Genomic DNA, 22,358 nt, shown 5'->3' with positions numbered 1-22,358 from the left:
GCGTATGGGATGGGAATTAACCGGGCGGTTGATGGGATAATGGGGTGGGAAGGGCTATGAGGGATGGGAGGTGGGGATCAAACGCGCGGGGGGTATGGGATGGGAATTAACCGGGCGGTTGATGGGATAATGGGGTGGGAGGGGCTATGAGGGATGGGAGGTGGGGATCAAACGCGCGGGGGGTATGGGATGGGAATTAACCGGGCGGTTGATGGGATAATGGGGTGGGAGGGGCTATGAGGGATGGGAGGTTGGGATCAAACGCACGGGGCGTATGGGATGGGAATTAACCGGGCGGTTGATGGGATAATGGGGTAGGAGGGGCTGTGAGGGATTGGGGGGATCGCCAGCGAAGGGGGATCTTAGGCGAAGGGGTTTTCGGAGGGGTAGGGCAGGGTTTTGGGCTGGTTGTATCCGATATCGCCCACGCCCAGGAACTTGAACACCTCGAACAGGGCTTTGCCGTGGTGGCCGAAAGCTACGGCGCCGTGGTGGGGGTAGTTCTTCTCGATGAGCACATGGCGGTAGAACCGGCCCATCTCCGGGATGGCAAACACACCGATGCCGCCGAAGGAGCGGGTGGCCACGGGCAGGACCTCGCCCTGGGCCACATAGGCGCGCAACTGGCAGTCGGCCGTGCTTTGCAGGCGGAAGAAGGTGATGTCGCCGGGGATGATGTCCCCTTCCAGGGTGCCCTGGGTGACCTCTTCGGGCAGGCTGCGGGCCATGATCATCTGGTACTTCATGGTGGGGTTGCAGATTTTGGTGGAGCAGGTGTTGCCGCAGTGGAAACCCATAAAGGTATCGCTGAACTGGTAGGGGAATTTACCCTCGATATCCGCCTTGTACATATCTTTGGGCACGGTGTTGTTGATGTCCAGCAAAGTCACCACATCGCCGGAAACACAGGTGCCGATGAACTCGGAAAGGGTGCCGTAGATGTCCACCTCGCAGGACACGGGGATGCCCCGGCCGGTGAGCCGGGCGTTGACATAGCAGGGCACAAAGCCGAACTGGGTCTGGAAAGCGGGCCAGCATTTGCTGGTGAGGGCCACGTACTGGCGGTAGCCCTTGTGCTCTTCTACCCAGTCCAGCAGGGTAAGTTCGTACTGGGCCAGTTTCTCCAGGATTTCGGGCTTTTTGTTGCCCTCGCCCAGCTCCGCGGCCATTTCCTTGGCCACCGCCGGGATGCGGGGGTCTCCGCTGTGCTTGTGGAAGGCCTCGAACAGGTCCAGTTCGGAGTTTTCCTCGATCTCCACCCCCAGGTCATACAGGCGCTTGATGGGGGCGTTGCAGGCCAGGAAGTTTAAGGGGCGCGGGCCGAAACTGATGATCTTCAGGGACTTGAGGCCCACCAGGGCCCGTGCGATGGGGATAAACTCGTGGATGCGGTCCGCGCAGTCCTCCGCGTCGCCTACGGGGCTTTCGGGGATGTAGGCCTTGATCTCCCGCAGTTTCAGGTTGTAGCTGGCGTTGAGCATACCGCAGTAGGCGTCGCCCCGGCCACCGATCAGGTTGTCGCCGCTCTCCTCGGCAGCGGCGATGAACATACTGGGGCCGTCAAAATGCTTGGCCAGCAGGGTTTCGGAGATCTCCGGGCCGAAGTTGCCCAGGTAGACCACCAGGGCGTTGCAGCCGTTGGCCTTTACGTCCTCCAGGGCCTGGACCATGTGGATCTCGCTTTCCACAATGCAGATGGGGCACTCGTAGACAGAGGCGGCCTCGGCGGGATATTTGGCAGCCACGGCGGCCATAAGGGCCCGGCGGCGGTCAACGGAAAGGGACTCGGGGAAACAGTCGCGGGAAACGGCAACCACGCCGACCTTGACCTGTGGGATGTTGTTCATGGGGATTCCTCCATTTTTATCAAATTGGCAGTCCTATGCCTATATGATACAGCAAACCACCCCAAAAAGCAACTGCCTGCCGGGGAAATTTTCTGGGGGTTAGGACTTGTTTGAAAATAGAGGGAATGACGGATTTTTGGCCAGAAGTGGTCAGATTCCAGGAAAAAACCGCAAGCCAACCTGCCAGTTGGCGAGGATTTTTGACGCAGAAGATGGCCGTTTCTGACCAAAAAGACGGCGTTCCCGATTTTTCAAACAAGCCTTAGCCCAGCCAGAGGGCCCGCAGGCCGCCGTAGACGATCAACAGGCCAAAGCCCCTGCGAAGCCACAGCACCGGCACCTTTTGGAACACCCGGCCGGACAGCAGGCCCCCCAAAAAGCCGCCGCAGAGGTACGGCCAGGCCAGGGACCAGGACAGGGCCCCCTTGTAAGCGTAGATGGCGGCGGAAACCAGGGAAAGGGGCAGGATGACCCCTACGGACACGGCGAAAGCCTTGCGCTGTTCTAGGTCGGCCCAGCGGGTGAGCAGGGGCACCAGGAACAGCCCGCCCCCGGAACCGAACAGGCCGTTGGCCAGCCCGGCCAGGCCGCCGGTGATCAGGTATTTGGTTTTTTTGCGCATACGGGTTCTCCTCCTTTTGCGTAACGGGACAGGATTAGCTTGCCGCCGGAGCGGGCGTTCATGCGTATTTTTTGCACAAAAGGCCGCATACTGAGGATAGGACAGGCAGACGGGAACAGGAGGCGGCAGATGAAAAAACAGGCGGACATACAAAAACGGGCGGAAGGCCGGGTACGGCGGGTGGCAGGGCGGAAGGCGTACTTTTTGCTGGTGCTGCTGCTGCTGTTGATGGCGGCCGCGGGGCGGTCGATGGCGGGGGTTTCGGGCAATGCGGCGTATGTGGCTGCCGCCGGGCAGCAGAGCATCTACCAGTTGGACGTGGCGAAGTCCAGGGGGACCATATACGACTGCAAGCTGCGGCCCCTGACCGGCACCTCCAGCCGCTGGGTGGCGGCGGTGGCCCCGACCATTGAGGCCATTGGCGCGTTGGAAACGGCCACCGGCGGGCGCTACCGGGAACGGCTGGCCGTGGCCCTGGAGGACGGCAAGCCCTTTGCCATGGAACTGGAGCGCACCGTGGAGCACGCCTGCGTGGATATGTTCCGGGTGCCCAAACGGTATGAGGAGGACCAGTTGGCCCCCCATGTGGTGGGGTACCTGGACGGGCAGGGCAAGGGCGCGGCCGGGGTGGAACTGGCCATGGACGACGCGCTGGACCGGCATAAGGGGGCGGTTTCGGTGTTTTACCAGGTGGACGCGTTGGGTAGGGTGATCGCCGGGGCGCAGCGGATGGTGTCTGACACCATGGAGGCTACGGAAAACGGCGTGGCCGTGACCATTGACAGCGAACTGCAAAGGATGGCGGAGAAGGCCGCGGCCCGGCTGGGGCGGGGGGCGGTGGTAATTACCGAGGTGCCGGGCTGCCAGATACGCGCGCTGGCCAGTATGCCGGACTTTGCGCCCACACAGATTGCCAAGGCGGCACAAAGCCAGGACGCCCCTTTGGTGAACCGGGCTTTTTCCGCCTATGCGCCGGGGTCGGTGTTCAAGCTGGTGACAGCGGCGGCGGAACTGGAAAGCGGCGGGGCTTTGGGGGAATTTACCTGCACCGGCGCGCTGAACGCCGGGGGTTTGCTGTTTAACTGCTATGACGGCGAGCCCCATGGCAAGGTGGACTTGCAGGGGGCCATTGCCCAGTCTTGCAACTGCTATTTTATCAGCGCGGCCAGGGCCATGGGGGGCCAGCCGGTGCTGGAGATGGCCTATAACCTGGGGCTGGGGGCCGGGCAGGAGTTCGGCCGGGGGCTGTACGCGGGGGCGGGCGCCCTGCCGGCGGGGGAGAGCTTGGCCAATGCCCGTGCGCTGGCCAATTTCTCCTTTGGGCAGGGAGCGCTGACTGTGACCCCGGTGCAGATGTGCGGGCTGCTGAACGCCATTGCCGCCGGCGGGGTGTATAACTCGCCCAAACTGATAGAGGGGCTGGTGGACGGGGCGGGGAACCTGGAACCCCAGCAGGCGGTGACGGACATCAGCCGGCAGGCAATGAGCGGTACCGCGGCCCGGCGGCTACAGGACTACCTGGTACAGGCGGCCAAGGAGGGGACCGGGGCCGGGGGCAACCCGGAGAACTGCGTGTGCGGCATCAAAACCGGCACCGCGCAGACCGGGGTGTATGCGGATGGGGAGGAGTGCGCGCACTTTTGGTATTGCGGCTTTGTGGGGGACGGAAGCGGGCCGAAATACTGCATTACGGTGCTTAGGGAATCGGTGGTGCAGGACGGGGGCGTGACGGCCGGGGTGTTCCGGGAGATAGCGGGGAAACTGGGGGAGATGCTGGCAGAGGGGGCGTAGAGTTAGGGTCTGTTTTAAAAGCGGAGAACTATGGGATTTTTGCCCGATTTCGAAAGAAAATCGAAAGTGGGCATCTTCTGCGTTAAAAATCCCCGTCTTGGCGATTGGCAAGGGAAAGCGGTGCGCTAGAGCCTGTTTTAAAACCGGAGAAAGGTGGGATTTTTGCCCGAAAACGAGGGCTTTCAAGGAAAAAACCGCAAGAAAGGCTTGCAGCCAGAAAGGCTTGCCGCCTTTTGAGGATTTTTGACACAGTAAGCACCGTTTTGGGGCAAAACAGACGGCGTTTCGGCGTTTCAAAACAGGCTCTAGGACGGAAACAAGACGGTACCTAAGGCGTTGGCCGCGAATTGTGCGGCGTTGCCTTTACGAGAAGGCCCGGAAAGGAGGTTTGCGGGATGTCTGTGGCGCTGGATGTGCTGGTGGGGTTTTTGACCGGCGTTTTGTCCGGGTTTGGCATTGGGGGCGGCACGTTGCTGCTGCTGTGGCTGACCATGGCCCAGCAACTGCCCCAACTGAAGGCCGGGGCCGTTAACCTGGTATACTTTATTGCCTGCGCCCTGCCGGCGCTGTGGGGGCACAGGAAAAACGGCCTGCTGGACACAAAGGCCGTGCTGTACTGCGCGCTGGCAGGGGTGCCGGCCTGCGTGGCGGCTTCCCTGCTGGCGGCGGGGATGGATACCAGCCTGCTCAGGCGCATTTTTGGCGGGTTTATCCTGGTGGTGGGCCTGCGGGAGGTGTTTTGCAAAAAGGGCTGAGGGGGGCTTTGAGGCGTGTCCAAAAGAAGATCTTGAAGAAATTTGGCCTTCGGCGATTTAGGGGCTTTGCCCCTAAAAACCCCACCACCTTTGAAAAGGTGGACGAAACTTTTACTATTTGTCCGCAGGCACTTCATTTTAAAGGTTTCGTTTTGGGCACACCCCTTTTTGGGGAGGTCTTTACGGTAGGTGCAAAAAGAGGCAGATGTAAAAGAGGCAGGCCCTTGGAAGTGGGGGCCTGCCTGATCTTCTGTTTGGGGGTTAGCGGTTGCGGTAGAGGCGGTCGGCGGTGATGGTGTTGACCAGGGTGTAGACGCCGTCGAACACAAAGCCCAGGCCGATGAAAACCACCAGGGTTTCTAAAGTGGCAAAGGGCCGCAGCACCATGACGGCCCCGAAAACCGCCAACAGGCAGGCCGCGGACAGGGAGAGCCACCATTTTTCAAAGCCGAGGGCTTTCATGTCCAGGGCGGTTTTGACGGCGGAGAGGCTGTCTACCAGAATATAGAGGCCCAGGGCCGCCGGGATGATGGACACCAAAAACCGGGGCGTTACCAGCAGAAAGACGCCCAAAGCCACAAGGGTGATGCTTAAGAACAGGTCGAACCGCTGGGCGTAGCTGCCGCCGCCTTTCCAGTACCCAAAGGCCCGGACCAGGCCGTACCCCAGGGTGACCAGGCCGATGAGCGCACAGGCCCATTGCAGGGCCGTGCCGGGGAAGAGCAGGAGGATGACCCCCAGCACGGTGTACAGCACGGCGGAGAGCACCAGGCTGTTGCGGATGCTTTTCAACATAAAAGACCAACTCCTTAGAAGAATTTGACCATCATATACTCGTCGGCATAGCTGCCGTCGGGGTATTTGAGCGCCCGGGGGCGGGTGCCGGTGACGGTAAAGCCAAAGCTTTTGTACATACGGAGGGCCCGCTCGTTGTGGGCGACCACGTCCAACTCTACCTGCTCGCAGCCGTGGGCCCGGCACCAGGCCAGGCAGGTTTCCATCAGCCTGCCGCCGATGCCAAGGCCCCAGAACTCCCGCAGGACGGAGAAGGCCACGGCCCCCCGGTGGCGGAAACGCTCGCCGGGGGCGGGCACCAGGGCCGAGCAGTTGCCCACCAGCCGGCCACCGTACTGGGCCACGTACCATTGCAGGTTGGGGTTGGCGGGCAGGGCGCGGAGTATCTCGGCCTCCCGCTCTACGGTAAATTGGCGGGCGAACTCACCGGGGTTGCGGGCCAGGAAAGGGGTTTGCCCGTCTGCTTTGACCATGAGGCTGACAAGCTCCGCCGCGTCCTCCGGAGTGGGCGGGCGGACGGTGAGGGTTTCCCCGTTTTTCAGTAAGTATTCCATGGGGGGAGGCTCCTTCCTTAAGAGGGGGAGATGAAACGGGCCAGCGCGGCCGCGATCTCCAAGTGGGTGGTATCGTGCTGGGTGCCGGAGAGGCTGCCCTCCTCCAGGCGGGGGTCCCAGGCGGGGGCGTCCAGCAGGTCGCCGCTGGTGAGGAAGTAGTACAGCTCATAGCCCCTGAAATCGCACACGGCCTGGAGGGCGGCGCATTCCATCTCCACCGCGATACAGCCCGCAGCCTTGCGCCGGGCGAAATGGCCCTGGGTTTCCCGGAAGATGGCGTCGGTGGTCCAGGTGCCGCCGGTAACATAGGGGATGCCCCTCGACCGCCGGGCCGTTCGCCGAACACTTTTTTCTTTTTTGCGGACGCCCTGGGCGGGGTAAACGCCGGGGCGTTTATTTGCTTTCCTCCCGCAGCTTTACCCGGCGGATTTTCCCGCTGATGGTTTTGGGCAGGTCCTCCCGGAACTCGACGATACGGGGGTATTTATAGGGGGCGGTGTGCTTTTTCACGTAGGCTTGGATCTCTTTTTTCAACTCGTCGCTGGGCTGGGTGCCCCGGGTGAGCACAATGGTGGCCTTGACCACCTGGCCCCGTACCGGGTCCGGGGCGGCGGTGACGGCGCACTCCAGCACATAGGGCAGCTCCATAATGACGCTTTCGATCTCAAAGGGGCCGATGCGGTAGCCGCTGGACTTGATCACGTCGTCGGTACGGCCCACATACCAGAAGTAGCCGTCCTCGTCCCGCCAGGCGGTGTCGCCGGTGTGGTACATCCCGTCGTGCCAGGCCTCCCGGGTGAGGTTTTCATCCTGGTAATAGCCCAGGAACAGCCCGCAGGGGGCCCCTTTGTCCGTGCGGATGACGATTTCGCCGGTTTCGCCTACCGGGGCGGTTTTGCCGTTGGGCAGCACCACGTCCACATCATACAGGGGGCTGGGCACGCCCATGGAGCCCACCTTGGGCACGCTGCCCACGGGGTTATAGATGACGCAGGTGGTTTCCGTCTGGCCGAAACCCTCCATCAGCCGCAGGCCCGTGGCCCGTTTCCACTGCTCGTAGACCTCCGGGTTCAGGGCCTCGCCGGCGGTGGTGGAGTACTCGATGCCGGAGAGGTCGTACCGGCTGAGGTCCTCTTTGATAAAGAACCGGTACATGGTGGGCGGGGCGCAGAAGGTGGTAATGTGGTACCGGGCGAACATGGGCAGGATATCGTGGGCGTCGAACTTGTCAAAATCATAGGTGAAGATGGCGGCTTCGCACATCCACTGGCCGTAGTATTTGCCCCACATGGCCTTGCCCCAGCCTGTATCGGAGATGGTGAAGTGGAGGCCATCGGGGTTTACATTGTGCCAGTAGCGGGCGGTGATGTAGTGCCCCAGGGCGTACTTGTAGCTGTGCATGGCGATTTTGGGATAGCCGGTGGTGCCGGAGGTGAAGTACATGAGCATGGGGTCGTTGCCGCAGGGGGAGTCGGGCCGGCGCAGGTATACGTCGGAGAAACCCGCCATTTCCTTGTCAAAGTCATGCCAGCCCAGGCGGTTTTCCCCCACCATGATCTTCACCTGCACGCCGGGGCAGTTTTGGGCGGCCCGGTGGGCCTCATCGGCGGTCTGGCCGTCGCTGGTACAGAGGATGGCCTTGACCCCCGCGGCCTTGAAGCGGTAGTCGAAGTCGTGCTCCATGAGCAGGTGGGTGGCGGGGATGATGACCGCGCCGATTTTGTGCAGGGCGGTGATGACGTACCAGAACTGGTAGTGGCGCTTGAGCACCACCAGCACCTTATCCCCCCGGCGGATGCCCAGGGACTCGAAATAGTTGGCGGCCTGGTTGGAAAGGCGGCTGATATCGGAAAAGGTGAACCGGCGCTCGGCGTGGCCCCGGTCCACATGGAGCATGGCCAGGCGGTCCGGCTCCCGGCGGGCCAGTTCGTCTACCACATCAAAGGCGAAGTTGAAGTTGTCCTCGTTTTTAAAGCGGATCCCGCTTAAAATGCCGTTCTCGTCCAGGGTGGTATCGAGGAAGGGGTCGGCCACGCTTTCCCGGTGCTGGCGGGCCAGCTTGCGGTCGATGAGGGTTTGGAAACGGTCCTCTTCGGGGGGGAGGTCCTCGGTGGACTTCATGACCATGGCGTACAGCAGGCAGTCCTCGCCGCCGGTGGCGATCATGCCGTGGGGGGTGCCGGAGTTGTAGTAGATGGAGTCGCCCTCGTTGAGCACCTCGATATGGCTGCCGATCTGGGCCTTCATGGAGCCTTTGACCACGATGTCGAACTCCTGGCCCGCGTGGCTGGCCAGCTTGATGGCCACGTGCTGCTCGGCCTCGGAATAGGGCATGGTGACAAAGAAGGGCTCGGCGGTTTTGTTTTTGAACAGCGGGGCCAGGTTTAGGTACTTGAAACCGTGGCGGCGGGCAATGGGCAGGCCGTCCCCGTGGCGTACAATGGTGTAGCTGGACAGGGTGGGGCTGACACCCCGGATCAGGTCGGTGGGGTCTACCCCAAAACGCTTGGCACACTTGTAGATGAAGGTGAAACTGAAGTCTTGCCCGCCTGTTTCGCACCGCTGGTATTCCTCCCGGCTGACGCCGGTGCATTTGGCCATTTCGTCTTCCGAAAGGCCGGTGATCTCCCGCATGGTCCGAATGCGCTGGGCTACCTCCGCCAGTTGGGTCTTTAAATCTGCTTTTTCCATTGGGCCGTCCCCCTTTTAGGTTTAGTATTTATGCTTATCGGTTCGGTTATTCTTGGGTGGGATTTGCTTTGCCTCCGGCGGCCTTTTTGCCTCCGGCTACCTTTTTGCCTCCGGCTACCTTTTTGCCTCCGGCGGCCTAAACCCCTTTCTGAAGAAAGGGGTTTAGGAATCCCCAAAGACTTTTTTGACGTTAGCGGCGGCGTTGTGTGGGTGGGGCAGTTTGCTCGACCGGTGGGTAGTGGTTTTACTTTTTCTTATTTTCTTATTGTTTCTGGCGGCCTACTTTGCCTTTGGCGAAGTAGCAAGCCTCGAAGGTTTTTGGGGCGTTAGCGGCGGGTGGGTGGGGGAAATAAAAAACCGCCTCATGGGAAATACGCCCATGAGACGGATATGCTCCGCGGTACCACTCATTTTGCGCGGACGGCGCCGCGCCACTCAAGGCTCTAACAAGCCCTACGCCATAACGCGGCGTTGGCGGGAGGCATCTACCGCCGGGCATGGCGGACGCCAACGCCTCGGTTTCGGGCCTCCGGCTCGGAAGGGATTGGCGTACAGGGCACGGGCAAACGCCCGGCCTTTTGATGTCTTCCCCATTGGCTTGCACCAGCCGCCAACTCTCTGTAGGGGAACGGGATCCCGCCGTCTTCGTCACAGCCTTTCGGTATTATAGGATGAACGGGTATTTTATTTATAATACACCGCTTTGGGGGAAAAGTCAAGAGTTGCCGGCCAATTTTTTCCGGTGCTTGCTCTCCTGCCGGCGCTGGCGGGCCAAAGCCTTGCTGGGCTGGCCCTGCTTGCGGGGTTTGCCCCGGCCGGACTCGCCCATAAGCTGCTGCCAACTGGCGAACCGCTGGGGGGAGAGCTCCCCCCGCTCCATGGCGGCGCGGATGGCGCAGCCGGGCTCCTGCTGGTGGCGGCAATCGGAAAAGCGGCACCGGCCCAGATACTGCTCCACGTCCGGGAAGGCGTCTGCCACCCCTTCGCGGGCCTCCCACATACCCAGCTCCCGCATACCGGGGGTATCGATGACCAGCATACCGCTGGGCAGGCGCAGCAACTGGCGGTGGGTGGTGGTGTGCCGGCCCATGCTGTCCCGCTCCCGTATGCCGCTGACGGACATGACGTCCGCACCGGCCAGACGGTTGACCAGGCTGGACTTGCCCACGCCGGAGGAGCCCAGGAATACGGCGGTGACGCCGGGGGCCAGGTAGGGGTCCAGTTGCCCGATCCCCTGGCCGGTTTTGGCGCTGAGGGCGATAACCGGGGCCGTGCCGGCGACGCTTTGCGCCTGGGCGGTTTTTTCGGCGTGGTTGCCGGGAAGGTCTGCCTTGGTCAGCAGGACAACCGGCTGGGCGCCGGAGTTCCAGGCCAGGGCCAGGTAGCGTTCCAGGCGTTTTAGGTTGAAGTTTTCGTTGAGCGACTGGACGGCGAACACCACGTCCATATTGGCGGCCACGGCCTGCTCGGTGCCGTGCCAGCCGTCCAGCCGGGAGAAAAAGGTTTTGCGGGGCAGGGTTTTGACGATCTGCCAGTCGCCGGGGGCGGGCAGGGCCAGCACATAGTCGCCGGTGGTGGGGAATGCCTCTTGCCCGTCGTAGTAGTACACTTTGGCTTTTAGCGTAGCGAACTGTTCCCCCTCCGGGGTTATAAGCTGCCAGCGCTCTTTAAACACCGCCGTGACCCGGGCGGGCAGGGCGGGGCCCTGTGTGGGCAGCAGCGCGGGGGGAAAGCCGTAAGCTAAAAGTCCGGTCGTATCTGTCATATGGTCCCTCCAATCAAAAATGGGTGTTCCTCCTGCTTACGAATGTGTTTTTCATAAGACATCACTCCTTTCAAAAATGGGGGATGGGTACATTGTAGCACAGATGGGCGGGAAGTGCAAGGGGGGAGGGGGTGCTTGACAAGCGGAAGTTAGGCTTGTATAATTTTTCTTATATAATATGATGCTGCAAGCGATGCGGAGGGGTTTCCATGCCGTCTTTATTTGAAACGCCGGTTACGGCGTTGCAGGGCGTTGGTGCCAAGCGGGCCCAGCAACTGGCCAAGCTGGGGGCGCCTACCGTGGGGGCGCTGCTGCGCCTGTACCCACGGGACTACCAGGACTGGAGCGCGCCCCAGGCCATTGCCAGGGCCCCCCTGGACGAGCCCTGTGTGGTGCGGGGGGAGATTGCCACGGCCCCGGTGGAGAGCCGGATTGCCGGGGGGCGCCTGCTGTACCGGGCCGTGGCCACGGACGGCGAAAATCAGATGGTATTGACCTTTTTTAACAACCGCTACATCCCCTCGCTGCTGCGGGTGGGGCAGCGGTACTTGTTTAGGGGGAAACTTACCCGCAGCCGGTGGGGCTGGGGAATGACCGCCCCGGATTTTGTGCGGGAGGATAAGGCGGAGGCCTTTCAGCCGGTATACCCGGCCACCCAGGGGCTGCCCTCCCGGATAATTGCCAACACCATGGGGGAGGCCCTGCGCCGGCTGCCGGAACTGCCGGAGGACCCGCTGCCCCAGGCCCTGCGGGAGGAACACCGGCTTTGCCACTTAGGCTACGCTTTGGAGAACGTCCACTTCCCCCGCTCAGCGGAGGATTTGGAGATAGCCAGGCGGCGGCTGGTGTTTGAGGAGTTTTTGGTTTTGCAACTGGGGCTGATGCAGATCAAAAGCGGCAGGCGGGAAGAGAACCTGCACCCGGTTTTGCCGGACTACCCGGAGGCCTTTGCCCGGCTGCTGCCCTTCCGGCTGACCGGGGCCCAGCAACGGGCCATTGGCCAGGGCATAGCCGACATGGCGGGCCCGGCCCCCATGAACCGGCTGGTGCAGGGGGATGTGGGCAGCGGTAAGACCGCCGTGGCCGCCGCCTTTTGCTGGGCGGTGATACAGGCCGGGTGGCAGGCCGCCCTGATGGCCCCCACGGAGATACTGGCCGGGCAGCATTACCAGTCCCTCTCTGCCCTGCTGGAGCCGGCGGGGGTGCGCTGCGCGCTGCTGACCGGCAGCCTTTCCGCCGCCAGGCACAGGAAACTGCTGGAAGGACTGGCCGCCGGGGAAATTGACCTGGCCATTGGCACCCATGCCCTGATCAGCGAAAAGGTGCGGTTTAAGGGGCTGGGGCTGGTCATCACCGACGAGCAGCACCGCTTTGGGGTGAACCAGCGGGTGGCGCTCTCCCAGAAAGGCGCGTCCCCCCACCTGCTGGTAATGAGCGCCACGCCCATCCCCCGTACGTTGGCGCTGATGGCCTATGGGGACATGGACGTTTCCGTACTGGACGAGCTGCCCCCGGGGCGGCAGGCCGTGGAAACCTACCTGATCGGCCCGGACAAGCGGCAGCGGGCGTTTGGGTACATACAAAAGCACCTGGACGAGGGGCGGCAGGGGTATTTGATCTGCCCGCTGATAGAAACGGACGGCAGCGGCATGATGAGCGTGAACGCCTACGCCGAAACCGTGCGCAGGGCTTTTCCCGGCACGGCGGTGGGGGTGCTGCACGGCAAGATGAAACCCGCCGAGAAGGAGCGGGTGATGGGGGCGTTTGCCGCCGGGGAAACCCGCCTGCTGGTGGCTACCACCGTGGTGGAGGTGGGGGTGGACGTGCCCAACGCGGCTATTATGCTGATTGAGAACGCCGAACGCTACGGCCTCTCCCAACTGCACCAGTTGCGGGGGCGTATTGGGCGGGGGCAGCACCGCTCGACCTGCATACTGGTGTGCGCCGCTACGGGGCAGGGGACGGTGGAACGCCTGAAACTGTTTAAAAGCACCAGGGACGGGTTTGCCATTGCGGACGCGGACTTGAAACTGCGGGGGCCGGGGGATTTCTTCGGCCAACGCCAGCACGGGCTGCCCCAGCTAAAAATTGCGGATATGTCTATGGATATAGAGGTGCTGCGGGAGGCCCAGCAGTGCGCGAAACGCCTGTTTTACAGCGGGGCGCTGAAGGGGGATATCTACCAGGGGCTGCGGGAGGAAACCGCCAGGCTGTTTGAGAAGGCCGGCGGCGAGCGCATTGGGATATAGGGCCGCCGGGAAGGTAAAAAGCTTGGAAACAGCGCTGACGGGTGCAGAGGGGGCCGGTGGCGTGGGGACAGGGCGAGCATAAAAGTTTTTTGGGGGTTCGCGGTTTCGCCTCTGGCGAAGCCGGCCGCCGGAGGCAGGGGAGGCAGGGCGGCAAGGGGGCGGCCGGCGTGGGGCGTGCCTTGACTTTCCCACGGCCGGGGGGTATAATTTACGGGAATACCAGAATACCAGCATGAAAAGAGGTCAACCTTATGCAATACCAATTCTCCGAGCGGGTAAAAAACCTGAAACCCTCTGCCATTCGGGAGATTTTGAAGAACTCCTCCGCGCCGGGGGTCATTCCGCTTTCGGCGGGGAACCCGGCCCCGGACGCTTTCCCCTATGAGGACATACAGGCCATTTCGGCGCAACTGCTGGCCGACACCCCGGTGGAGGCTTTGCAGTACAGCGTAACCGAGGGCTATGCCCCTTTACGGGACCACCTGAAAGAATACATGGCCCAAAAGTACCAGGTGGGCACCGGGGCGGATGAGGTGCTTATTACCAGCGGGGCCCAGCAGGTGATGGATCTGCTGACCAAGACCCTGCTGAACGAGGGGGACACGGTGCTGTGCGAGGCCCCCAGCTTTATCGGCTCGCTGAACACCTTCCGCTCTTACCGGGCCAGGCTGCGGGGGATACCCATGGAACCGGACGGCCTAAGCCTGGAGGGGCTGGAGCAGGCCCTGAAAACCGAGAAAAATGTGAAGTACCTATACACCATCCCCAATTTCCAGAACCCCTCCGGCATTACTATGAGCCTGGAAAAGCGCCAAAAGGCCTATGCGCTGTGCCGGGACTACGGGGTGCTGATTTTGGAGGACAACCCCTATGGCGACCTGCGCTTTGCCGGGGAGGATCTGCCCGCTATCAAATCCTTTGACCGGGAAGGCGTGGTGGTGTACGCGGGCTCCTTCTCCAAAGTGGTGTCGCCGGGGATGCGGGTGGGGTATGCCATCGGCCCCAAAGAAGTGGTGCAGAAAATGGTGGTGTGCAAACAGGGGGAGGACGTGCACAGCAATATCTGGGCGCAGATTGTGTGCCACCGCTTTATGACCCAGCGGGATTATGAGGCCCACCTCCGGCGGCTGCGAGAGATCTACCGGCGGAAGTTCCTGGTGCTGAAGGGGGCGATGGAGAAGTACTTCCGGCCGCTTATCACCTGGAATGACCTGGAGGGCGGGCTGTTTGCCTGGTGTACCCTGCCGGACGGGGTGGATATGCTGGAGTTTGTAAAACGGGGCACGGAGCGCAAGGTGTGCGTGGTGCCGGGCACGGCCTTTTTGACCGACGAGGCCGGGGCCTGCCAGGCTTTCCGCATCAACTTCTCTACCCCGACGGACCAGCAGTTGGAAGAGGGCGTGCGGATATTGGGGCAGATCGCGAGGGAAATGGCGGGAGTGTCCTGACCGTTCCCCAGGGCCTTGCGGAAACAGGCCGGGGCGGGGGCGGTTGCCTTTTCCCCGGAAATCATCAGAAAAGGAGCGGACATGGGATGGAGAATCAGGAGAAAAAGCGGATATTGAGTATGTACCAGTGCACGGGCACCTTTACCCTGGGCAACTACCTGGGGGCCCTGCGCAACCACATCAAGTTGCAGGAGGAGGGCTACCAGTGCGCGTATGCCCTGGCCGACCTGCACGCCCTGACGGTGCGGCAGGTGCCCGCCGAACTGCGCAAGTACACCAAAGAAGCCTACGCCTTTTTGCTGGCCATGGGCATTGACCTGGAAAAGACGGTGTTCTTTATCCAGAGCCAGGTGCCCCAGCACAGCCAGTTGGCCTGGCTGCTGAACTGCTACACCCAGTTCGGGGAGCTTTCGCGGATGACCCAGTTTAAGGATAAATCGGCCAAGCACGCGGACAACATCAACGCCGGGCTGTTTACCTACCCCTGCCTGATGGCGGCGGACATCCTGCTGTACCAGGCGGACTATGTGCCCGTGGGCGCGGACCAGAAACAGCACGTGGAGATTGCCAGGGATATTGCCGGGCGCTTTAACGGCATTTACGGGGACACCTTTACCGTGCCGGAGCCGATGATACCCAAGCACGGGGCCAGGGTGATGTCCTTGCAGGACCCCCTTTCCAAGATGAGCAAGTCTGACGAGAACCAGAACGGTAATATCTCCGTGCTGGACGACCCGGACACCATTATGCGCAAGTTTAAGCGGGCCAAAACCGACAGCGGCAGCGAGGTGCGCTTTGCCGAGGGCAAGGACGGCGTGAACAACCTGATGGGCATTTACGCCGCCGTGACCGGCAAGACCTATGAGGAGATAGAGCGGGAGTTTGAAGGCAAGGGCTATGGGGACTTTAAGCCCGCGGTGGCCGAGGCGGTTATCGCGGAACTGCGGCCTATTCAGGAGCGGTACCGGAAGATTGTGGCGGACAAAACCTACCTGGAGGCCTGCTACCACAGCCAGGCCCCTAAGGCCCAGGCCATTGCCCAGCGGACCCTATCCAAAGTGATGAAAAAGATTGGGCTGGTGCCGTAAGGGGGGCATGGGTATGGAATCTTTACGGGAACTTTACCGCATTGGCAGGGGGCCGTCCAGCTCCCACACCATGGGGCCGGGCCGGGCGGCGGAGCGGTTCCGGGCGGCGTACCCGGAGGCGGACGGCTTTCAGGCCACCCTGTACGGCTCGTTGGCCAAGACCGGCCGGGGGCACCTGACGGACGTGGCGGTGCAGGAGGCGCTGGCGCCTTTGCCGGTGCGGATCCTGTTTGACGACCGGCAGGAGGGGCTGCCCCACCCCAACACCATGGAGCTGGAAGCCTACCGGTTGGGGGAGCGCATCGTCTTTTGGCGGGTATTCAGCGTGGGGGGTGGGAAGATCCGCCTGGAGGGGCAGGCGGAGGCGGACCCGCCACGGATCTACCCCCTGCACACCTTTTCGGACATCAAGCAGTATTGCAGGGACAGGGATATGTACCTGTGGCAGTATGTAGAAGCGTGCGAGGGGCCGGAGATATGGGACTACCTGGCGGATGTATGGGAAGTGATGAAGGAGGCCGTGTACCGGGGCATCCGCAAAGACGGGGAGCTGGCCGGGGGCCTGGGGGTGCAGCGCAAGGCCATGTACCTGAACCGGCAGCGGCATATGGACGAGAGCAAGGAAACCAGGGAAAACCGGAAGGTTTGCGCCTATGCCTTTGCCGTTAGCGAAGAGAACGCCGGGGGCGGCACCATTGTGACGGCCCCCACCTGCGGGGCCTGCGGGGTACTGCCCGCGGTGATGCTTTACAAGCAGGAGCAGCAGGGCTTTTCCGACCGGGATATGCTTAAGGGGCTGGCGGCGGCCGGGGTCATCGGCAATGTGATCAAGGCCAACGCCTCCATCTCCGGGGCGGAATGCGGCTGCCAGGCGGAGATCGGCAGCGCCTGTTCCATGGCGGCGGCGGGCTTGGCGGAGATCTACCACATGGACCTGGACCAGATCGAGTACGCGGCGGAGGTGGCCATGGAGCACCACCTGGGCCTGACCTGCGACCCCATTGGCGGGCTGGTGCAGATACCCTGCATCGAGCGCAACGCGGTGGCGGGGATGCGGGCCATCAATGCCCTGAGCCTGGCGAATTTTTTGACCTATACCAGGAAGATCAGCTTTGACATGGTGGTAAAGACCATGTACGAAACCGGCCGGGACCTGTTCAGCAAATACCGGGAAACCAGCGAAGGGGGCTTGGCAAAGACCTGGCGGGAATAAAGCCAACAGGCAGCGCGCGGCAGGCGCGGGAAAGGGGAAGGTATGGCGGAAGATGTATTGGTATTTGCTAGCCGGGAGGCGTTCCGGGCGTGGCTTGCCGGGGACGGCGGGGACAGCCAGGGGGTATGGCTGCTGTTTGGCAAGGCCGGCGGGCCAAAGACCCTGAAGGCCGGGGAGGCGCTGGAAGAGGCCCTTTGCTTTGGGTGGATCGACGGGCAGATGCAGCGGCTGGATGCGCTGGCCTATAAAAAGTATTTTGCCCCCCGCCGGGAGAAGAGCCGGTGGTCCGCAAAAAACCGGGCTTTGGCGGAAAAGCTGGAGGCCCAGGGGCTTATGACGGACAGGGGCCGGCAAAAAATAGAGGAGGCCAAGGCGGACGGCCGGTGGGACGCCCCGGACCCCATGGCAGAGGTGGGGGAAGAGCAGGTAGCCCAGGTGGCCGGGCTGCTGCAAGGGCAGGAGCCCGCCTTCCGCAATTTCCAGGCCATGCCTTTGTCTGCGAGGAAAACCTACGCCAGGGCCTATTTTGACGCGAAAACCCAGGCCGGGCGGGCCAAGCGGCTGGCCTGGCTGGTGGACAGGCTGAACCAGAACCTGCGGCCCATGGAGCGGCCCCATACGCCAAAAACCTCCTTATAAGGCAGTACAGGCGGGGTGAAAAAATTTTTTGGCGCCCGTTTACCTTTTGTTTACAGGGAACGTCTAATGGTTGAAACCACCCCTTCCGGAAAGCGGTGAGCAGTATAGGCAGCACAGATAAATGGGTACGCAAGGCCCAAAACGGCGACAAGGACGCCTTTGTACGGCTGATGGAGGAACACCACCTGGCCATGTACCGCACGGCGAAGGCGATTTTGCACAGGGAGGCGGACGTAGAGGACGCCATACAGGAGGCCGTGTGCCGGGCGTTTTATAAAATGAATACCGTTCGGCAGCCGAAATTCTTTAAGACCTGGCTTACCAGGGTTGTGATCAACTGCTGCTACGATTTGCTGCGCCAGCAAAAGGGGCTGTTCCCGCTGGAGGTGCTGCCGGAGGAGGGGGAGAGCCCGGACAGGGACACACCCCTGGATGTGCAGCGGGTGCTGGCAGAGCTGGGGGAGAACGACCGGCTCATCCTGACCCTATACTATCTGAACGACCTGCCGGTGAAGGACATTGCCCATATGCTGGGCATCAGCGAAGGCGCGGCGAAAATGCGGCTTTCCCACGGAAGGAAGAAGTTTCGGGAAACCTACGGTGAGAGAACAGAGGAGGCGGGGGCGTAATGGCGAAGATGAAACATGGCAGAGGGCCCGAACGGAAAAAGGCTGCCTGGCCCTTCCCTACGCCCCGGCAGCGCGGCGGGCCCGGCCAGGGGCCGGAACAGGAACTGGACCGGGAACTGGAACGGGCCCTGGAACAGAAACTAAAGCCCACCCGTGCCTTTAAGGCGGAACTGGCCAGGGCCTACGGGGTGGAGGAGGTACCCCGGCGGGCGAGGAAATCGCTGGAAAAGACGCTTTTGGAACTGCCCGACCAACTGCCTGCCCGGCCCAGGCCGGTGCTGCGGGCCTTCCGCACGGTGGCTACGGTAGCGGCTGTGCTGGCCGTGACCTTTGCCCTGCTGTGGGGGGTAAACGGCACGTACCCGCAGATTACCGAGGCCCTGCCGGGGCTTGGCCAGGTGTTTATGGCCATGAACGGGGACAGGGAGCGGGAAGAACTGCCAACGGAGAGCCAGGCCCCTACCCCGGCGCCTACCTTTAACCCGGTAGAGGCAACCTGCCAGGACGGCTCGATGGGGATTTTGACGGTATCGGACGCCTGGTGCGACGGGGAAACCCTCTCGATGGAACTGGACCTGCTTTTGAGCGAGGAACTGCGTGACATGATGGCGGCCACAGACGGGATAAGCCAGTACCGGCTGCTGCCGGGGGTGGACTGGGCCAGCGTGGATGAGTTTGGCCAGGTATATAGCGGGCAGGGCAAAGCCATTACCGTGGAGGTTACGGTAGGGGATGAAACCGTGGTAGGCGAGGGGGAGATCGGCGGCTTTACCGGGGACGGGGACGGCCATGCCAGGGCCCTGTGGACCTATGACCTGGAGCCGATGGAGGCCCGCCCAGGGGACGGGGACCAACTGGAAGTGCGCCTTTATATAGAGGACTTTTTGCTGGTAAGCAGCGCGGACGGCTTTACCTATGACCGTATGGCGCTGGAATGCTGGGAACCGGCCTATACGGCGGGGTTTGCCTTGCAGGCGGATACGGCCTGGAACCGGCATATTGAGAGTGGGGCCAAGGATGGCGATGTGGTTTTGACATCGGTAGACTATGCCCCCAGCCGGGTAGAGGTGGCCATGACCGTGCCCTTTATGGGGTATTGCGGCGATATACCGTTTGCGGATAACTGGACGTTTGATGGCAACGGGGAGGAATGGACGCCCCTGGGCAGTTTCCCGGAACTGGCCTGCCAGGACGGCAGCGTGGCCTATGGGTGTAACGGGTTTTGGGATGCAGAGGGGGTAGTGGGCGGCACGTTCGACCAAGACAACATGGAACTTACCTTTGTGTTTACCAGTACGGGCAGCACCCGCCAGGCCACCCAGAACCCGTTGGTGCTGACCCTGTACGAAACCCCGGAGTTTTCGGTGTACGGTTCGGAATCGATGCGGCGGGTGACAGCGGAGTTTACCATCGACCTGGCCACGGGCCGGGCGTATGCCTCTGAAAACTATGTGCAGCAGGGCCGGGAGCGGTCGGTGACGGCATGGGACGCTACCCTGAACCGGCTGGACAAGGCCATGGCCGGCCAGAAGTTTTTGGCCTGCGGCCAGTACACGGAGTACGCCAGCGGCGGGGGCGGTATAATGAACGAAAGCGGGCTGTACGCCGGCTTTGACCTGCTGTGCCCCATGAAGAGCGAGTATGGCTCCCTGATGGTAAACGCATACAGCGGGGATAAGGTCGTCCGGCAGTTTGCGGCGTTTTTGTCGGACAGCGGGGAGCCGGTGGAGGACAGCGCGGGCAGCCTGCATACAGGGGTGTATATACAGCCCAGCGGCAAAGAGGAGTACCGTACCCTGCATTTCCAGATATACTATGACTGGGAGGCGGGATATGTGGACACCTTTACCAGGCTGGAACTGACAGATGTAAGCACAGGCGAGGTGCTGATAGAGGATATAGGGGCGGCGTGGTTCCAGAATGCCCAGCTTTTGCTGGGGCAGGCGGTACCCCGGCCGGAGAGCCCCGCGCCGGAGAGCCCCGCCAACGAGGCTTTCCCCCAGTACGGCGGGCAGGAGGAACAGGGGGCGGGATCGGAGCACGACTGACAGGGACATAAGGGGCCGCGCAAAGCCTGGGAGGGGACGCCCTCTCCGGCTTTGGGCGGCCTTTTTGCGTGCTTTCGAAAAAAATCTGCCGCACCCTGTAACCGGGGGCGCCCTGTTGGCGATAGTAAGGGTGAGTATACTCGCATGAAGGAGGGAGTTTTGTGGAGGATGAAAAGATCGTGGCCATGTTCCTGCGCCGGGATGAATCGGCCCTGGCCTGCACGGCCGAAAAGTACGGCCCTAAGCTGCGGGCCCTGGCGAACAACCTGCTGCACAACAGCCAGGACGCGGAGGAATGTGAAAACGACACCTACTTGCAAGCCTGGAACGCTATTCCGCCCCATGAGCCGGGGGCGTATTTCTTCCCCTTTCTGGCAAAGATCACTCGGCGCATGGCCATTAACGTATGCCGCACCCGGTACCGGAAAAAGCGCAACGCGCCCCTGGCCCAACTGACCAGGGAACTGGAGCAGTGCATCCCGGCCAAGGGCGATACCCAGGGGCAGGTGGACGGCCTGCTGCTGGGGGAGGAGATCAGCCGGTACCTGCGGGGCCTGCCGGAGGAACCACGGGATATGTTCATCCGCCGCTACTGGTACCTGGAGCCGGTTGCCCAGGTGGCCAAGCGGTTTGGGGCGGGGCAAAGCAAGGTGAAAACTTCGCTGTACCGTACCCGGCAGGGGCTGCGGGAATATTTGATAAAGGAGGGCTATGACTTATGAGTATTGCAAACGGACATGAACTGCTGGATAAGCTGGAAAACATCGACCCGGCCCTGGTTGCCGCCGCGGACCGGGAACCGGAACGGGCCCCCCGCCGGCGGGGCGGAGGCATTGGCGCCTGGATAGCGGTGGCCGCCTGCCTGTGCGTGCTGTGCCTGCCGCTGGTTTTGAAACAGGCCTTTGCCCCTGCCGCCGGGCCGGCGGAGGGCGGCCCCCTGGCTGCCGGGACGGATACCTCCCACCAGGTGGAGGGCGGCGCCGGGGAAGGGGGCATGGAGGCCGGGGCCGGGGCGGAAACAGGGGAAACGGAGGCCGGCCCGGAGAGCCCGGCGCCGGGCGTTATCGTGCAGGCTCCGGAGGCAGACGACCCGGAGGGCTGGACAAAGACCTATATCTCACAGGCGTATATAGACGCGCTGCCAGAGGGGCTTTCGCCCCAGGAGATGTTCTCCTATAACCGGGCGGACCCGGAGGCCCCCCTGCTGTGGAACGAGTACCGTGTCCAGGGCGAGGTGGCTTTAGACGACGGTGCGGTAAGCACCCCCCAGTACTGGTTTGACCGCCTGCCGGATATGCGGGAGGACGGCTATACCCTGGGCCCCCTTATATGGGGCAGCTATGACACGGACGGCAGCCTTGCCCATGTGATGGTCAAGTGGGAAGATGGCCCGGTGGACGGGGGAGATATCAAGCAGCTACTTTTGCTGGCAGGCACCGAGGAACTGGGCGGAGATAACTGGACGCCGGAGGAAAAGCTGGACTATTTGCAGCGCTGCCACGAAACCATCATCACGGATCAAGGCGTCGAGTTCTCTGTGCTGGGTACCGCGGGCAGCGACAAGGCCATCAGCTTTTGGAAGGACGGATACTGGTTCCGGGTGTACGGCTGGAAAACCGCCGACCCGGAGGACATGGTGAAGGTGACGCGCTGGGCGCTGGACCATTTTGATCCGGGCCTGTTCTCCTACGAGGAGGGCACACGCCTGGTCAATCTGCAGGAGCAGCCCGATGCCTTTGCCGGGTATTACCCCACGGACAGCCGGTTTGTGTGCGTGGCCGATTCGGCTTTGCTGGAGCTGAAGGGGGGAGAACCCTTCCTGCTGGGCCTGGAGTACGGCGCGGAGAGCCCCTTGATTACCGTTTGGGCTGTGCAGGCCCAACTGCTGGACGCCGGGATGGAAAACGAGAACTGGGTGGAACTTACCGGCCTGACCTGGGAGAGCCTGGCCCAACTGGATGAGGAAACCCGCCAGGCATACTTTGAAAGCCATAACTGGGCGCCACGGGAGGAGGACGGCGCGGTGCTGCCCCTTTACCTGCGGTGGGACGGGTACTATGTGACCGCCTACTACCGGGCCGGGGCCACGGTGGATGACCTTTGGGAGCTGGTGCAGTACCTGCAAAGCGACCAGGTCAAGGAAGAAAAGAAGATTGGCGACATTGTGAAATTGCAACCCTACAGCTCTGCCAGTTCTGCTGCGGAAGGGGAATAGGAACGGTAT

At 62.1% G+C, this 22,358-nt stretch carries 17 protein-coding genes and 1 pseudogene; 11 read left to right on the top strand and 7 right to left on the bottom strand.

Annotated elements, in window-relative coordinates:
* Positions 1 to 362 precede the first annotated feature (362 nt).
* Together U8U01_RS05940 and U8U01_RS05935 are read right to left on the bottom strand one after the other, a co-directional pair.
* Positions 363 to 1,847: an L-fucose/L-arabinose isomerase family protein gene (locus tag U8U01_RS05940; protein WP_322172520.1), complete on the bottom strand. Its 1,485-nt coding sequence runs from the start codon at positions 1,845 to 1,847 to the stop codon at positions 363 to 365.
* 262 nt (positions 1,848 to 2,109) lie between these two features.
* Positions 2,110 to 2,622, bottom strand: coding sequence for a TSUP family transporter (locus U8U01_RS05935; protein WP_322172518.1), 513 nt, complete (start codon positions 2,620 to 2,622; stop codon positions 2,110 to 2,112).
* Here U8U01_RS05935 and U8U01_RS05930 point away from each other — a divergent pair.
* Both U8U01_RS05930 and U8U01_RS05925 read left to right on the top strand, forming a co-directional pair.
* The gene (locus U8U01_RS05930) at positions 2,599 to 4,260 is read left to right on the top strand and encodes a penicillin-binding transpeptidase domain-containing protein (protein WP_322172516.1); all 1,662 of its coding nucleotides are present in this window, start codon (positions 2,599 to 2,601) and stop codon (positions 4,258 to 4,260) included. The two genes, U8U01_RS05935 and U8U01_RS05930, sit on opposite strands and share 24 nt — an antisense overlap.
* A gap of 395 nt (positions 4,261 to 4,655) precedes the next feature.
* The gene (locus U8U01_RS05925; protein WP_322172514.1) at positions 4,656 to 5,015 is read left to right on the top strand and encodes a sulfite exporter TauE/SafE family protein; all 360 of its coding nucleotides are present in this window, start codon (positions 4,656 to 4,658) and stop codon (positions 5,013 to 5,015) included.
* A 261-nt stretch (positions 5,016 to 5,276) separates the two neighbouring features.
* Here U8U01_RS05925 and U8U01_RS05920 read toward each other — a convergent pair whose 3' ends face one another.
* From U8U01_RS05920 to rsgA, 5 genes and pseudogenes are all read right to left on the bottom strand, one after another.
* Entirely contained in the window at positions 5,277 to 5,810 is a 534-nt protein-coding gene (locus U8U01_RS05920; RefSeq protein ID WP_322172512.1) for an HdeD family acid-resistance protein, read from the bottom strand.
* 14 nt (positions 5,811 to 5,824) lie between these two features.
* Positions 5,825 to 6,364 carry a GNAT family N-acetyltransferase gene (locus U8U01_RS05915; RefSeq protein ID WP_322172510.1) on the bottom strand — a complete coding sequence of 180 codons (540 nt, stop codon included), beginning with the start codon at positions 6,362 to 6,364 and terminating at the stop codon, positions 5,825 to 5,827.
* 17 nt (positions 6,365 to 6,381) lie between these two features.
* A pseudogene (locus U8U01_RS05910) lies at positions 6,382 to 6,693 on the bottom strand (phosphorylase family protein); the annotation flags it as partial.
* A gap of 64 nt (positions 6,694 to 6,757) precedes the next feature.
* On the bottom strand, positions 6,758 to 9,055 hold the full coding sequence (locus U8U01_RS05905) for an AMP-binding protein (protein ID WP_322172508.1): 2,298 nt from the start codon (positions 9,053 to 9,055) through the stop codon (positions 6,758 to 6,760).
* Positions 9,056 to 9,770: 715 nt separating this feature from the next.
* The gene (rsgA, locus tag U8U01_RS05900) at positions 9,771 to 10,820 is read right to left on the bottom strand and encodes a ribosome small subunit-dependent GTPase A (protein WP_322172507.1); all 1,050 of its coding nucleotides are present in this window, start codon (positions 10,818 to 10,820) and stop codon (positions 9,771 to 9,773) included.
* 209 nt (positions 10,821 to 11,029) lie between these two features.
* Between rsgA and recG the strand changes: the two genes are divergently transcribed.
* From recG to U8U01_RS05855, 9 genes are all read left to right on the top strand, one after another.
* A complete protein-coding gene (recG, locus tag U8U01_RS05895) occupies positions 11,030 to 13,069 on the top strand; it encodes an ATP-dependent DNA helicase RecG (protein WP_322172505.1) in 2,040 nt (679 codons plus the stop codon).
* 251 nt (positions 13,070 to 13,320) lie between these two features.
* Positions 13,321 to 14,517, top strand: coding sequence for an aminotransferase-like domain-containing protein (locus tag U8U01_RS05890; RefSeq protein WP_322172504.1), 1,197 nt, complete (start codon positions 13,321 to 13,323; stop codon positions 14,515 to 14,517).
* An 86-nt stretch (positions 14,518 to 14,603) separates the two neighbouring features.
* Positions 14,604 to 15,605, top strand: a complete 1,002-nt coding sequence (gene trpS / locus U8U01_RS05885) for a tryptophan--tRNA ligase (RefSeq protein ID WP_322172502.1) — start codon at positions 14,604 to 14,606, stop codon at positions 15,603 to 15,605.
* 13 nt (positions 15,606 to 15,618) lie between these two features.
* Positions 15,619 to 16,818 carry an L-serine ammonia-lyase gene (locus U8U01_RS05880; RefSeq protein ID WP_322172501.1) on the top strand — a complete coding sequence of 400 codons (1,200 nt, stop codon included), beginning with the start codon at positions 15,619 to 15,621 and terminating at the stop codon, positions 16,816 to 16,818.
* 42 nt (positions 16,819 to 16,860) lie between these two features.
* The gene (locus tag U8U01_RS05875; RefSeq protein WP_322172499.1) at positions 16,861 to 17,457 is read left to right on the top strand and encodes a YdeI/OmpD-associated family protein; all 597 of its coding nucleotides are present in this window, start codon (positions 16,861 to 16,863) and stop codon (positions 17,455 to 17,457) included.
* A 95-nt stretch (positions 17,458 to 17,552) separates the two neighbouring features.
* Positions 17,553 to 18,086 (top strand): RNA polymerase sigma factor, encoded by a 534-nt coding sequence (locus U8U01_RS05870; protein ID WP_322172497.1) that lies wholly within the window; start codon positions 17,553 to 17,555, stop codon positions 18,084 to 18,086.
* A complete protein-coding gene (locus U8U01_RS05865; protein ID WP_322172495.1) occupies positions 18,086 to 20,134 on the top strand; it encodes a hypothetical protein in 2,049 nt (682 codons plus the stop codon). Before U8U01_RS05870 ends, U8U01_RS05865 begins: the two co-directional genes overlap by 1 nt.
* A gap of 161 nt (positions 20,135 to 20,295) precedes the next feature.
* Entirely contained in the window at positions 20,296 to 20,856 is a 561-nt protein-coding gene (locus tag U8U01_RS05860; RefSeq protein ID WP_322172493.1) for an RNA polymerase sigma factor, read from the top strand.
* The gene (locus U8U01_RS05855; RefSeq protein WP_322172491.1) at positions 20,853 to 22,349 is read left to right on the top strand and encodes a hypothetical protein; all 1,497 of its coding nucleotides are present in this window, start codon (positions 20,853 to 20,855) and stop codon (positions 22,347 to 22,349) included. The genes U8U01_RS05860 and U8U01_RS05855 overlap by 4 nt, the downstream gene beginning before the upstream one ends.
* Positions 22,350 to 22,358: the final 9 nt, after the last annotated feature.

The sequence above is a fragment of the Acutalibacter caecimuris genome, from assembly GCF_034335085.1.
In the GTDB taxonomy this organism is placed as follows: domain Bacteria; phylum Bacillota; class Clostridia; order Oscillospirales; family Acutalibacteraceae; genus Acutalibacter; species Acutalibacter caecimuris.
Note: the sequence above shows the minus strand (reverse complement) of the source record. Positions and strands in the feature narration are given on the sequence as shown.

Excerpts from the sequence above, each read along its gene's own strand:
- U8U01_RS05940 (WP_322172520.1), bottom strand. The coding sequence starts at position 1,847 with ATGAACAACATCCCACAGGTCAAGGTCGGCGTGGTTGCCGTTTCCCGC.
- U8U01_RS05930 (WP_322172516.1), top strand. The coding sequence starts at position 2,599 with ATGAAAAAACAGGCGGACATACAAAAACGGGCGGAAGGCCGGGTACGG.
- U8U01_RS05925 (WP_322172514.1), top strand. The coding sequence starts at position 4,656 with ATGTCTGTGGCGCTGGATGTGCTGGTGGGGTTTTTGACCGGCGTTTTG.
- U8U01_RS05920 (WP_322172512.1), bottom strand. The coding sequence starts at position 5,810 with ATGTTGAAAAGCATCCGCAACAGCCTGGTGCTCTCCGCCGTGCTGTAC.
- U8U01_RS05915 (WP_322172510.1), bottom strand. The coding sequence starts at position 6,364 with ATGGAATACTTACTGAAAAACGGGGAAACCCTCACCGTCCGCCCGCCC.
- U8U01_RS05905 (WP_322172508.1), bottom strand. The coding sequence starts at position 9,055 with ATGGAAAAAGCAGATTTAAAGACCCAACTGGCGGAGGTAGCCCAGCGC.
- rsgA (WP_322172507.1), bottom strand. The coding sequence starts at position 10,820 with ATGACAGATACGACCGGACTTTTAGCTTACGGCTTTCCCCCCGCGCTG.
- recG (WP_322172505.1), top strand. The coding sequence starts at position 11,030 with ATGCCGTCTTTATTTGAAACGCCGGTTACGGCGTTGCAGGGCGTTGGT.
- U8U01_RS05890 (WP_322172504.1), top strand. The coding sequence starts at position 13,321 with ATGCAATACCAATTCTCCGAGCGGGTAAAAAACCTGAAACCCTCTGCC.
- trpS (WP_322172502.1), top strand. The coding sequence starts at position 14,604 with ATGGAGAATCAGGAGAAAAAGCGGATATTGAGTATGTACCAGTGCACG.
- U8U01_RS05880 (WP_322172501.1), top strand. The coding sequence starts at position 15,619 with ATGGAATCTTTACGGGAACTTTACCGCATTGGCAGGGGGCCGTCCAGC.
- U8U01_RS05875 (WP_322172499.1), top strand. The coding sequence starts at position 16,861 with ATGGCGGAAGATGTATTGGTATTTGCTAGCCGGGAGGCGTTCCGGGCG.
- U8U01_RS05865 (WP_322172495.1), top strand. The coding sequence starts at position 18,086 with ATGGCGAAGATGAAACATGGCAGAGGGCCCGAACGGAAAAAGGCTGCC.
- U8U01_RS05855 (WP_322172491.1), top strand. The coding sequence starts at position 20,853 with ATGAGTATTGCAAACGGACATGAACTGCTGGATAAGCTGGAAAACATC.